The sequence below is a fragment of the Sphingobium chlorophenolicum genome (assembly GCF_000722875.1).
Classification (GTDB): Bacteria; Pseudomonadota; Alphaproteobacteria; order Sphingomonadales; family Sphingomonadaceae; genus Sphingobium; species Sphingobium chlorophenolicum.
In genome coordinates this window covers 56,867-69,071 of the sequence record NZ_JFHR01000018.1, presented here as the reverse complement: position 1 = coordinate 69,071, position 12,205 = coordinate 56,867, and the positions used below count along the sequence as shown (strand labels likewise).

10 protein-coding genes are annotated in these 12,205 nt (G+C 65.4%); 9 read left to right on the top strand and 1 reads right to left on the bottom strand.

The genetic code is table 11. From position 1 onward, the window contains the following. Positions 1-48 precede the first annotated feature (48 nt). From BV95_RS09810 to BV95_RS09785, 6 genes are all read left to right on the top strand, one after another. Positions 49-4,272: a strawberry notch-like NTP hydrolase domain-containing protein gene (locus tag BV95_RS09810; protein ID WP_037450775.1), complete on the top strand. Its 4,224-nt coding sequence runs from the start codon at positions 49-51 to the stop codon at positions 4,270-4,272. A 136-nt stretch (positions 4,273-4,408) separates the two neighbouring features. Further along, complete coding sequence (locus tag BV95_RS09805; RefSeq protein ID WP_037450772.1) at positions 4,409-6,502, top strand: ParB/RepB/Spo0J family partition protein; 2,094 nt, start codon at positions 4,409-4,411, stop codon at positions 6,500-6,502. 86 nt (positions 6,503-6,588) lie between these two features. Continuing rightward, complete coding sequence (locus BV95_RS09800; RefSeq protein WP_037450771.1) at positions 6,589-7,542, top strand: ArdC family protein; 954 nt, start codon at positions 6,589-6,591, stop codon at positions 7,540-7,542. Positions 7,543-7,573: 31 nt separating this feature from the next. Continuing rightward, the gene (locus BV95_RS09795) at positions 7,574-8,182 is read left to right on the top strand and encodes a DUF6927 domain-containing protein (RefSeq protein ID WP_037450768.1); all 609 of its coding nucleotides are present in this window, start codon (positions 7,574-7,576) and stop codon (positions 8,180-8,182) included. Between the two features lie 42 nt (positions 8,183-8,224). Beyond that, positions 8,225-8,425, top strand: a complete 201-nt coding sequence (locus tag BV95_RS09790) for a hypothetical protein (protein ID WP_037450758.1) — start codon at positions 8,225-8,227, stop codon at positions 8,423-8,425. After that, complete coding sequence (locus BV95_RS09785) at positions 8,425-8,931, top strand: thermonuclease family protein (protein ID WP_037450755.1); 507 nt, start codon at positions 8,425-8,427, stop codon at positions 8,929-8,931. Before BV95_RS09790 ends, BV95_RS09785 begins: the two co-directional genes overlap by 1 nt. An 18-nt stretch (positions 8,932-8,949) precedes the next feature. Here BV95_RS09785 and BV95_RS09780 read toward each other — a convergent pair whose 3' ends face one another. Beyond that, positions 8,950-9,438, bottom strand: a complete 489-nt coding sequence (locus BV95_RS09780) for a hypothetical protein (RefSeq protein ID WP_037450752.1) — start codon at positions 9,436-9,438, stop codon at positions 8,950-8,952. 80 nt (positions 9,439-9,518) lie between these two features. Here BV95_RS09780 and BV95_RS09775 point away from each other — a divergent pair, with 80 nt between their 5' ends. The 3 genes from BV95_RS09775 (at position 9,519) to BV95_RS09765 (ending at position 12,184) form a co-directional block, all read left to right on the top strand. Next, positions 9,519-10,529, top strand: a complete 1,011-nt coding sequence (locus BV95_RS09775) for a deazapurine DNA modification protein DpdA family protein (RefSeq protein ID WP_037450749.1) — start codon at positions 9,519-9,521, stop codon at positions 10,527-10,529. A 401-nt stretch (positions 10,530-10,930) separates the two neighbouring features. Next, positions 10,931-11,440 (top strand): hypothetical protein, encoded by a 510-nt coding sequence (locus BV95_RS09770; RefSeq protein ID WP_037450746.1) that lies wholly within the window; start codon positions 10,931-10,933, stop codon positions 11,438-11,440. 99 nt (positions 11,441-11,539) lie between these two features. Beyond that, positions 11,540-12,184, top strand: a complete 645-nt coding sequence (locus tag BV95_RS09765; RefSeq protein WP_037450743.1) for a hypothetical protein — start codon at positions 11,540-11,542, stop codon at positions 12,182-12,184. Positions 12,185-12,205: the final 21 nt, after the last annotated feature.

Genomic DNA, 12,205 nt, shown 5'->3' with positions numbered 1-12,205 from the left:
CGAGAATGTGTCGCTGCCAAGGGTGCAGCCACGCAGGAGACCCCTTCCATGTCCGATCTCTTCGAAATGGCCGCCGGCGCCGATCGCGAGGCTGTGCGCCTCCTACTCTCCCACCTGCAGGCCAACGACGTCATTCTGCGTCGCCACCTCAACCAGGCAATGACCGCCGCCTTCGGCGGTTCGGATGCCGACGGACGCTGGACGCAACGCGCCAGCTTCGAGATACTCGAACATGCTCTCGCCATCCATCTTCAGGCGAGCGCATCGAAACCTGCGGCGTTCAGCGACGTCCGCGCGCTAATCGAGCTGTCCAATCGCCTGCCGACCCAGACGGTGCGCAGCGAGGATCAAATCGAATGGCAGCAATTCTCAACGCCAGTCGACATCGCCGCGGTCATGACGCTGCTCGCCAACGTCCAGTCCGACGACATCGTCCTGGAGCCAAGCGCCGGTAACGGGCTTCTGGTCGCGCAGCTCGGACAGGTCGAAGCCTTGCATCTGAACGAGCTCGATCCGCTCCGCCGCGGTCGGTTGAAGGCGGCTTTCCCCTCGGCTTCGATCACCGGACATGATGGTGCGACCATCAATTCCACCCTCGCAAGCGTTGATCGCCCGACGCTCATCCTGATGAACCCGCCCTTTTCCAGGTCGGTCGGTCGCGGCACAGACGACTACGCCGCGGTCCGCCATCTGCAAGCGGCGCTACGCCGCCTCCAACCTGGCGGCAGGCTAGTCGCCATCATGCCCGACTGGTTTGGACCGAGTGCGCGCATGCGCGAGCAATATGAGACGATCCTGCGAGACGTCAGCGTCCTGACAGCCGTCCGTCTCGAGAAGTGCTACCTGAAGCATGGGACCTCGATCGCGGTGCGCTTGTTCGTCATCGACAAGGTTCCGGGAAAATCCCCGCCCTCGCTCATCCAGCGTTCGTCGGTCAGCGATTTGCTTGATATTCTCGTTGTCCCGGGACGATCCTCAGCGAAGCCCGATCGCGGAGCATCGGTGCCGAAGCGCTCGGGAGGAGTTTCGCTTTTCCGAGCCGTCAAGAGCAGCCGGCCCGCGCCCCGCGCCTACCATGCGCCTGCACGCAACCATGTACTCCCCGTCGCCTACGCGAAACTGGAAACGCCAGCGCCGCTGCTTGAGCAAAGCGGTGTCTATCTCCCATATCGGCCGAGCCGCATCAGCTTCGCGAGCGCGGGTGAGCATCCAACGCCGCTCGTGGAATCCGTCGCGATGGGCTCGATCCCGGCGCCGATCCCAGACTATGTGCCGGCGTTGCCCGAGCGCACCGTCGCCGAGCGGCTGCTTTCCGCCTCGCAGCTCGAGACGGTCGTCTATGCCGGACATGCCTGGACCCAATGGATCCCCGGCAATTTCAAGCCTGACAAGGAGGGCGTCGGCCTCGTGCTGGCCGAAGACGGCCAATCCTACCGTAAGGGCTTCTTCCTCGGCGACGGCACGGGGGCAGGGAAGGGCCGCCAGATCGCGGCCTGCATCCTGGACAATTGGCTGCAGGGCCGCCGACGCAACATCTGGGTGTCGAAGAACGCGCCGCTTCTGGAGGACGCGCGACGCGACTGGACGGCGCTGGGCGGCCTGAACGGAGACATCCAGTCCATCTCCGACTGGAAGATCGATGAGCCGCTCAACCTCGACCAGGGCGTGCTCTTCATCAGCTATCCAACTCTTCGGTCTATGCGCGGCGACCATAGTCGCCTCAAGCAGATCGTCGACTGGGCCGGGGCCGACTTCGACGGCGTGATCGCATTCGACGAGGCCCATGAGATGGGCGGCGTCGCTGGCGGAGAGGGCGCTCTCGGGACCAAGGACGGATCTCAGCAGGGAATCTGCGGCGTGCTCCTCCAAAACCATTTGCCTGCGGCCCGGGTCCTCTACGCCTCCGCGACCGGCGCCTCCGTCGTCAACAATCTCGCCTATGCCGTCCGACTCGGACTCTGGGGGCCAGGCACCGCATTCCCCGACCGCGAACAATTTATCAGCAGCATCAGCAAGGGCGGCATCGCCGCGATGGAGCTGGTCGCGCGCGATCTCAAGGCGACCGGCCTCTACATGGCCCGGGCATTGAGCTTCGCCGGCGTCGAATATGACATCCTGCGCCACGAGCTGACGTCCGCCCAGATCGAGATCTACGACACCTATGCGGACGCCTGGTCGATCATCCACCAGAACATGGAGAAGGCGCTCGAGCTGACCGGTGTCGTCGATGCGCTCAAGAATGCGACCCTGAACAGCGCCGCCAAGGCATCCGCGCGCTCGCGATTCGAGTCCACGAAGCAGCGGTTCTTCGGCCAGGTCCTCCTGTCCATGAAGCTCCCGACCGTTATCGCGGCGGTCCGCGAGCATCTCGCCGCCGACCAGTCGGTCGTGTTGCAGCTCGTGACGACGGCCGAGTCCATTCTTGACCGGAGACTGGGCGCGCTCAGCCCCGATGAACGCGCCGACCTCGAGATCGACCTCTCGCCACGCGAATATATGATCGACTATCTGGAGCGCGCGTTTCCCACGCGCCAGATGCAGGTCTTCACCGACGACACCGGTGCGCAGCGCTCTGTCCCGATGGAAGACGATGCGGGCAACCCCGTCTACAATCCCGAGGCCGAGGCGGCGCGGGCCCAGCTCATCGAGCATCTCTGCGCTCTGCCGCCGATCATGTCCGCGCTGGACGGCATCCTCGAGCATTTCGGCCACGATAATGTTGCTGAGGTGACGGGGCGAACGAAGCGCCTCGTCTCGACCGCCGATGGACGGCAGAAGCTCGAAAGCCGGTCGACTAGGACGAGCCAGGCCGAGGCCGCCGCCTTCATGCAAGGCCGCAAGCGGATCCTCGTCTTCTCCGATGCGGGCGGTACTGGGCGCTCCTACCATGCCTCCCGCGACGTCCCCAATCAGCAGCAGCGCGTCCATCTCCTCCTCGAACCGGGCTGGCGCGCCGACCGCGCCATCCAGGGCCTGGGCCGGACCCATCGTACCCATCAGGCGAGCACACCTCTTTTCAGGCCGGTGACGACGGACTGCAAAGGCGAGCTTCGCTTCACGAGCACGATTGCCCGCCGGCTCGACAGCCTGGGGGCGCTCACCCGGGGTCAACGTCAGACCGGCGGCCAAAACCTGTTCGATCCCGCCGACAATCTTGAAAGCGAGTATGCCTGCGCGGCTCTGGTGAGTTGGTTCCATCTGCTTGTCGGAGGGAAGCTGACCAGCGTCTCCCACGCAGAGTTCGAGAAGCGCACCGGCCTCGAGCTTTGCGACAAGGATGGCGTGATGAAGGAAGACCTTCCGCCCATCCAGCGGTGGCTCAACCGGATCCTGGCGTTGCCGATCGCACTGCAGAACAAGATCTTCGATGAGTTCCTTGCGCTCGTCGAGACGCGTGTGTCCGCAGCGCGCGAAGCCGGCCGGCTCGATGTCGGCGTCGAAACGATCTTGGTCGATACGGCCACTCTCATCGACGACACATTGCTTCGGACCGATCCAGTCAGCGGCGCAACCTCGCATCTCCTTACCATCGAGATCGCACGCCGACGGACGCCGGTTTCGCTGGAGCGCGTCCTGCGCATCGCCGACAATGACGGCACCGCCGATTATCTGATGAACGCCAAGTCCGGGATGGTGGCCCTGCAGACTCGTGCCCGCGCGCTCATGGAGGAGAAGGAGGGCACGCCGATCCCGCGCTTCGAACTCATCCGCCCTACACGGCCCGAATATATGCGCGAGCAGGAGCTGTTTGAAAGCGCCTGGGCCCCGATCGACCGCGAGCGCTTCTCCACGAAGTGGCTGGAGGAAGCGCACGACGCGGCGAGCAAGGTCGACACGGAGACGATCCGTCTCGCAACCGGCCTCCTTCTCCCGATCTGGTCGGCGCTCCCGAGCGACCACCTCGTCGTCAACCGCATCGCTGACAAGGACGGCAATAGCTGGCTCGGGCGTCTGGTCTTCGACGATCACGTCGTGCAACTCTTCACCAAGCTCGGCCTCGACCGCGCCGACACTCTCCCGCCGACCGATCTCGTAAAGTCCGCGCTAGCGGGCCGGAGCGTCGACCTGACGCGGCCGTTCCACATGACCATCAAGCGCGCCCTGGTGAACGGATCGCCCCGGATCGAGCTGGTGGGGGCTCCGCCGGCGCAGCTCGTCTGGCTCAAGTCGATCGGCTGCTTCACCGAGGTCATTCAGTATCGGACCAGGGTCTTCGTTCCGGTGCCTACGGCGGCCGAGATTGTCGGGCGGATCGTCACGGGCGCGCCCTGACGGTTCCGGCCTTGAGCACGTCGCGGTCGGTCCGCGCACGGCGTGCTGATGGCGGCCTCAGGCAAGCCTGAGAGAGAGGGAAGGGGGAGCGGGGGTGGTGTTCGGAAATTCCCGGACACCAGAAGGAGTTACCCCAGTGATCCAGACCATCAAGCTCAACAAGCTGCGCCTGTCCCCGATCAACGTGCGCACCGCCCCGGACGAGCAGCTCCAGATCGAACCCATGGCCGCGAGCATCGAGGCTAAGGGCGTGCTGCAGAACCTGCTCGTCACCCCCGCCAAAAAGCCGCGCGGCACCTTCGAGGTGTTCGACGGCGGCCGTCGTTGGCGCGCGCTGCGCCTCCTCGCGGAGCGTGGCACGATCTCCGAGACTGATTTCGACGTTCCGGTCATGGTGTTGACCGGCGACGATGCCGAGCTGTCCGAGACGTCGACGGCGACCAACTTCCACCAGCTCAAGATGACGCCCGCCGAGGAATGTCGCGCTTTCCAGCACTTCATCGGCACGACGGGCGAAATCGATGCGGTTGCCAAGCGTTTCGGCGTGACTCGCCGCTTCGTCGAGGGGCGGCTACGCTTGGCGTCGCTTGCCGAGCCGATTTTCGAGGCGCTCAGCAAGGGCGCGATCACGCTCGACATCGCGAAGGCTTATGCATCGACCGAGAACCAGGAAAAGCAGCTCCTGGTCTGGAAGAGCTACCAGTCGAGCCACGTCACCGCCGATACCATCCGCCGCGTGATCGCCAACGAGACCCTGAAGGCGAGCGATCCGATCGCGGTGCTGGTCGGCGAGGCGCGGTATCGTGAGGCCGGCGGCAAGATCGATGGCGATCTCTTCACCGACGGCAATGACCGCTGGGTCGATCCAGAGATCGCGCACCGGCTTGCAGCCGAGATCATGGAGGCCGAAGCCGCGCGCATCGGGGAGGAAACCGGTCTTGCTTGGATCCGCCCAATCGCCAGCAACTATGCGCACAACGCGGCGCACGGCCTCTATCGTGCAATCCTGCAGCAACCCCCGCTCACCGAGGAGCAGGCCACACGCCTCGCCGAGATCGAGGAACGCCGGACCGCCATCGAGGCCGACATGCAGGACGACGAACTCGACGACGAGGCGTTCAAGCTGCTCGACCAGGAGGACGACCGTCTGATCGCCGAGGCCGAGGCTATCGAAAGCCGGCCGCCGGTCCTGCCGGACGAGATGAAGGCTCATGTCGGCGCCTTCCTGCTCCTCACGCCGCAGGGCGAGATTCGGCTCGACAGCCAATATTACAGCGAGCAGGAGCTGGTCATCCACGAACCCGGCGACGAGGACCATCACGACGGCGACGAAGGAGAGTCGACGGGCGGCGGCATCCGCATCGGCGGCAATTCCTCTTCCGAGCCGAAGTATCGGCCCGAGGCGGTGGCGCCGGGCGGCAAGCCGCTTAGCGCTCGGCTCTATGACGAACTGGCAGTCCAGCGGCGCGATATTCTCGCTTCCTGCCTCCTGGCGCAGCCGGCGCTCGCGCTCGACTACGCACTGTTCGTTATGGTCGACGCGCGGATCAACTCGGCCTCCCGCTATCTCAGCTCCGTGAAGTACGGCACGACCATCAGGGCGAGCGGCCCGCAAGACCCTGCCTCTGGCGACATCCCGGGTTCGCGCGCACGCGACTACCTGGCTGAGGCCAAGGACGGTCTCGACGCCGCTTGGACCGAGCACGAGTGCGAGGTCGAACGGTTCGAGGCCTTCCGAGCGCTCGACGACGACACCAAGGCCAATTGGCTCGCGTACATCGTCGCCATGTCGCTCGAGGCGAAGCCTGGTTGGTCGAACGAGCAGATCAAGCTCCACAATCGGCTCGCCTCGATTCTCGAGATCGACGTCGCGAGCTGGTGGCGGCCGACCTCGGAGAACTTCTTCGACCGTGTGAACAAGGGCAGCATCCTTACGCTGCTCACCGAAATCGGCGGACCGGCGCTGACCGTCCGTCACACCTCGCTCAAGAAGACGGAAATCTCGCAGAGCTGCCAGAAGCTCTTCGCAGGCGACGCGATCGTCGAGCCGGAGGTCAAGGAGGCGGCGCTCGCCTGGGTGCCCAACGCGATGCGCTTCCTCGACACCACCGCCGAGGTTCCCGCCGACCCGACCGAGGCAGGTGAGGGCAAGGCCAACGAGGTCGAGCCTTCGGGCGGGGTCGGTGAGGCTGACATCGAGGAGGACTCGCTCGAACCCGCGGCCGCCTAAGCCGCGCTCCATCTCCTGAGCGACAGACCGCCGGTGCTCCCCCGCGCCGGCGGTCTTCTTTTGCCCAAGCCACGGGAGCCACCGTCATGCGTAGCAAACAGAAGCCGAGCCGCGACGCCGCGGCCGAGATCACCGACCTCATCATCCGCAAGCTTGAGGAGGGCGTCGCGCCCTGGAGCCGACCCTGGCGGATCACCGGCGCCGGCGGCCGACCGCTCCGGCATTGCGGCACGCCCTATACCGGTATCAACGTCCTCTACCTCTGGGCGATCGCCGACGCGCGCGGATATCGCTCGCGCTACTGGATGACATATCGCCAGGCCGAAGCGCTGGGTGCCAACGTGCGCCGGGGCGAGCAGGGATCGCTCTCGGTCTATTATTCGAGCTTCAAGAAAACTGAGTCCGACCCGGCCACCGGGGCCGAGACCGAGCGCAGCATCCGCTTCCTGCGCCACTACATCGTATTCAACGCCGATCAGATCGACGGCTTGCCGGCATCTTTCTATCCCGCCGACGAGGATCCGACACCGATGGATCCTTCGGCGCGCCAGTGCGCGATCGACGCCTTCTTCGCGCCGATTCCTGCGGAGGTCCGGCACGGCGGCGACCGGGCATATTTCCACCCCACCTTCGACTATATCCAGATGCCGCATCAGCGCTCGTTCAAGTCGATGGATTACTACGCGTCGACCCGCGCCCACGAGACCGTCCACTGGTCCGGCGGCACGCCGCGCCTTGCCCGGACATTCGGCAAGAGGTTCGGCGACAACGCCTATAGTTTCGAGGAGCTGGTCGCGGAGATCGGCAGCGGTCTCGTCTGCGCGCACCTCGGTCTTCCGAACGAACTCCACGATAATCATGCGAGCTACGTGGCCCATTGGCTCGGGATCCTGCGCGCCGACAAGACCGCGATCATCCATGCGGCGTCGAAGGCGGAGCAGGCCTTCAACTATCTGTGCGGCTTCGCGGAGGCCAAGTCCAATCGGGCTGATGACGGAGCACGCCCCGAAGCCCTCGAGCCGCTTGCCGAGGCGGCCTGACCCCCCTTCCTCTTTGACAAGGAGACTAGCGATGGGATGGCTCACCATGCCGTTCACCTCAATGGGCGGACATCCGACCGCCAAGGCCTATCTCGACGCGCAGTTCACCTACACGCGAGACGTCGCGGGCGGCACCAAGGCACTAAGGGTTCTCGCCTCGTCCTGCCCCCAGAACCGCACCTATTACGCCGCTGCCCAGGTCATGACGAACGGCGTCGGCGGCGAAACCTTCGCGATCGTCTGCAAGGTCCTTTGGTGCCCCAAGAGCAAGACCGGCGAGAATTTCGGGTACAAGGATATGGAGGAATCCATGGGGCCTTGTGAGGACGACTGCCCCGGCAGCATCCTCGATCTCCTCAGTCCGACCGACAACGAATATGCCCAGGGCTGGCGTCAGCGCTGCCGCGCCCGGCTCGCGCGCCGCGCGCGCAAGCTCGAGCATGGCGATCGCGTCAGGCTCGAGACGCCGGTCAAATTCGTCGATGGGCACATAGGATCGGAGTTCATTGTCGAGAAGCGCGGTCGCCGGCTGTCGCTGCGCGACCCCGAGACCAGCCTTCGATACCGTATCGCCGGCTTCATGGATCTGCCCTGGCAGGTGGTCCCCGTGACCAAAGTCCATAAGACGATCTTTGCCTGATCGGCCCAGCCTGTATCTGGTTTCCAGCACCAAGGAGCCCACATGTTCGCTCATCTTCCCGGGCTTTCGCCCAAACGGTTGCTGCTCTGCAGCCGCGAGAACGCCAATCGCGTCGCCTCCCGGCTGTTCGATGAGCGGCCCGAACCGCTCCGCATCGTGCGCACCGCCAATCCCCTGCAGCCCTTCCGCGTCTGCACTTGCCCATCGGCGACCGACCTGGTCGAGGTGGAGATGGTCCTCTGATGCGGGCCGTCCTGCTCATGACCTTGGTGGCCCTATCGTCCGCCGCGCCGGTCGCCCCCGCGAGGCCACAGACTTTCGACGCGCAGGCCCGGGCGCTCGACGGGGACACCGTCGCCGTCGATTTCCGGCTGCTGGGGGTCGACGCCTTCGAGCGCCGTCAGCTCTGCCAGAGGGTGTCGGGCTGCTGGCAGTGCGGCAAGGTCGCGCAGGATTTCGCCGCCAGCGCTCTGCGATCAAAGACGGCGACGATCAAACTGACACCATCGTCCAGTTACGGTCGCCCCGTCGCAACCGTGACCGTCGATGGTCGGGATCTGGGCGAGCGGATGATTCGTGCCGGCCTCGCCGTCCCTGCGGTCCAATATCTGCGGAGCGACCCGCAGCGTGCGGCACGATATCAATCGGCTTTCGCGCAGGCCAAGGCCGCGAGGGCAGGGGCCTTCACCGGAAGATGGCTTGAGCCCTCGCGGTGGCGCCAAGGCGAGCGCCTGCGCTGCGAGCGGTGACGGCTCCGCCTTATGGCGTCAGGCCGTTAGACTGGGATCTGCCCACCAAGACGGACCCTGCACGAAGTCGCTGTCCAGCCTGATCATCGGACCGTCGGGCGCGTCGGCCACATAAGGGTTCGCCAGCGGCATCCACGAGCCTTTCAGCCGCTTCTGTTCCCCCGCCACCCGGCCCCGCCGCTCGAGCAAATCTTCGAGCCATTCGAGATCGTCGAGCATCGCGACCACGCCGCGCCCAGCGAGGCAGAAATAGATACAACGCTGGAAATCGTCAGCCCCATCATTGGCGAGGATGCCGGCGAGCTTCGCCTTGCCGGACGCCTCGCCCTCGTGAACCCAGTTCACCGCCTCGCGCAGCTCGCGCACCGAATAATAGGCGTCCTCGACGTCCATCCCAATCGACGCGTTTGCGATCATCCGGCGGGTCGGCCGGTTCTCCACGTCCAACGCAGCGTCGCGCAGCGTGATGTCGAAATCGAAACGGTCGCGGAACGGGCTGGTCGTCATGGCAATTCTCCTGCGCCACGGAACGTAACGTGAACATCTGGACCCGTCAACCGCGAGACTGCGGTGAGGAGCACTTTCTCATGTCGATCGAAATCATCGTCGGTCTCCCGCATCTCGGAGATGGTCCGATCCTCGCCCGAGCGAAGGCCATCGGCCAGCCAGCCCTGATCTCCGCCAATGCCCTATCCCGCTGGACCGACCGTCGGGGCTGGCGCGAATGGTGTGGGTGGCGAATCCACCAGCTCGGCAATGCCCAAGGCCTCCCGGCGCTCTGCCTCGACTCGGCCGGCTTCGTCGCGGCCGCGCGGTATGGCGGGTTCCCCTGGACGCTCGCCGATTACGTCGAACTCGCCGCCGCCCATCCGTTCCGCTGGTGGGCCAGCGCGGACTATTGCGTCGAGGCCGAGATCGCGCGCGATCGCGAAGAGGTCTTCGACCGCATCTCTCGCACCATCCGCGCCAACCGCGACTGCCGCCGCCTGGCCGAGGACCATGGAATCGCCGATACGCTCATGCCCGTCATTCAGGGGCGCCTTCCCGAGGACTATGAGCGCTGCCTCGACGCTCTCTGGCGGAGCCTCAAGCCCGGCGCTTTGATCGGCGTCGGCAGCATGTGTCGCCGGCATGTTCACGGGCCCGAGGGGCTCATTGCGGTGATCGACCATCTCGACCAGGTCCTGCCCGCCGGCGTGCGCCTCCACGTCTTCGGCGCCAAGGGTGCCGCGCTCCCTTTCCTCCTGCCCTTCGCGCATCGCGTCGCCTCGATCGACAGCCAGGCCTATGGCATCCGCGCCCGCCAATCGGCCCGAAAGGCCGGCGTCGCGAAGACCGATTCCTTCGTCGCGCAGCATCTCGAGCAATGGATCGCGGCTCAGCAGGACCGCCTTTCGCAGCCGCCCCGGCGATTGCCATCGATCGCGCGCGGCCAGGGCAGCGACGTTCCGGGCGATCCCTGGGAGGCCGCGATCGCACAGGCCCGCTCCGAGATCCGCGCACTCATCGAGTCGGGTGACCTCGACCATAACGAGCTGACGCTGCCCTGGATCGAGCAATGGGCGGCCGACATCTACCGAGATCGCGTCGCCGCCTGATCGGCTGAGAAAGGGGAGGGGGGTGCCGGCCGATCGAGCGGATTTTCGCTCGAGAGCGGAGGGCTACCCAATGCACCGATTCCTTGATCGACCTGATGAGCACGACCGGCGCGCGACCGCCGTCGCGCGCTCATCCAGGGGCGAGGTTCGCAACCCTATCCTAACTCTGCCGTCAGTCGGACGGCTTCGCGCTCTGCCGCCCGAGGCTCGCCTCGCGCTCCGGGACATCCTTCTCGACGTGCAGAGCGATGCGCGCCTGCGCGCGGACCACAGCTGGCGACGACGCAAACCGCCGATCGCCGCCTACTGGGCAGTCTGTGCCGTTTACGCCGGACACATAGCCAGGGCCATCGGACCGGCTCGCGCACGCAGCTCCGCATCTTCTTGCGAGGAGACTCCCCATGTTGATTGAACTCCGCAAGCTCAAGATCATCAAAGCGCTCTCAGACGAGACGCCCTGCTACACCGCAGAAATCTGGATCGACGGCGCTCTTGCCTTTCTGGCTTCCAATCGAGGTCATGGCGCAGCCGACGATTACCGGCAGGTGGGGGCCTTGACTGAGCATGCCGTCAACGCCTGGCTCAGGGCCCACCGGCCGACCAGGACGTTTCACGGCCATACCTTCGAGCCCGACATGGAGCATGAGGTTGCCCGTCTGATGGACGAGGCCGAACAAACGGTGCTGCTCCGTCGCCGCCTGCGCACCCACGTCATCACGATCGAGGACGGGGACGTCTACACCTACCCGCTCAAGGGCCGCCCCGCAGCGGCGCTCATGTCTGCGATCCGCGCGCGCAAGGCTGGTGTCGAGTTCCTCAACGAGACCGGAGCTGCCGGTCTGCGGCGCGCCGTCCAACTACTTATGGCCAAGGCTGACCTGGCCGATGCTGATCGAACTGATCCTGCCTAGACCAGATCGTGTTCTGGTCACGGACCAGCGACTCAAGGAAGAGAGGAGGGGGGCCGACGTCTCGAGTGGATTTGCGCTCGAAACCGGAGGGCCACCCCCATGCACTACGACATCGCCATGCGCCACCAGCAGGCGCTCGATACCAGCGGCATCACCACGATCGCCGCAGCGCTACACCTCGTAGAAGCCGCGATCACCGATTGTCGGAACGCCGGCAAGGATCCCGAGACCGATCCCGCGGTTGTCTTGCTGGCTCGACATCTCGGCGTCGTCTGCGAACGCCAGCCTGCGGACACGGTGCTGCGCAGGAAGTGCATGGATGAGATCGCCGAGATTCGCCAAAACCCCGCTCTGCGCACGCTCGCCTATCGGGGCGTCAGCTACGACGAGGCCGCGAAGCGTGTCTTTCACCAGGAGGGCCGCCACGCGATGCGGCGGCTCGCCGAGGCGCTGGAGCTCGACCCAGGCAGCTATGACGTCCGCTCTGACAAGGGCGGCGTCGCCATTTCGGGCGACATCACGCTCCACGGCGAGGAGGTTTGGGTCCGCCTGTCCCTCGGCCCATTCGGCCCCGATCACGAAGTTGCCTTCCGCAGGGTGAGAGGACGCGACGATCACTTCGGCGATCGCAATCGCTGGGCCTCGGTCAACGAACTGCTGGCCCCCGAACGTTTCGCCGAGCGCCTTTGCCGCGAGCTTCGTCTTTCACCGGCGCCGGCCACTTCCGCCCGCCTGTTCGGCTGACCTCAACGTCCGGATCCCGCC

Excerpts from the sequence above, each read along its gene's own strand:
- BV95_RS09785 (WP_037450755.1), top strand. The coding sequence starts at position 8,425 with ATGCGGGCCGTCCTGCTCATGACCTTGGTGGCCCTATCGTCCGCCGCG.
- BV95_RS09770 (WP_037450746.1), top strand. The coding sequence starts at position 10,931 with ATGTTGATTGAACTCCGCAAGCTCAAGATCATCAAAGCGCTCTCAGAC.
- BV95_RS09780 (WP_037450752.1), bottom strand. The coding sequence starts at position 9,438 with ATGACGACCAGCCCGTTCCGCGACCGTTTCGATTTCGACATCACGCTG.
- BV95_RS09775 (WP_037450749.1), top strand. The coding sequence starts at position 9,519 with ATGTCGATCGAAATCATCGTCGGTCTCCCGCATCTCGGAGATGGTCCG.
- BV95_RS09795 (WP_037450768.1), top strand. The coding sequence starts at position 7,574 with ATGGGATGGCTCACCATGCCGTTCACCTCAATGGGCGGACATCCGACC.
- BV95_RS09810 (WP_037450775.1), top strand. The coding sequence starts at position 49 with ATGTCCGATCTCTTCGAAATGGCCGCCGGCGCCGATCGCGAGGCTGTG.
- BV95_RS09790 (WP_037450758.1), top strand. The coding sequence starts at position 8,225 with ATGTTCGCTCATCTTCCCGGGCTTTCGCCCAAACGGTTGCTGCTCTGC.
- BV95_RS09765 (WP_037450743.1), top strand. The coding sequence starts at position 11,540 with ATGCACTACGACATCGCCATGCGCCACCAGCAGGCGCTCGATACCAGC.
- BV95_RS09800 (WP_037450771.1), top strand. The coding sequence starts at position 6,589 with ATGCGTAGCAAACAGAAGCCGAGCCGCGACGCCGCGGCCGAGATCACC.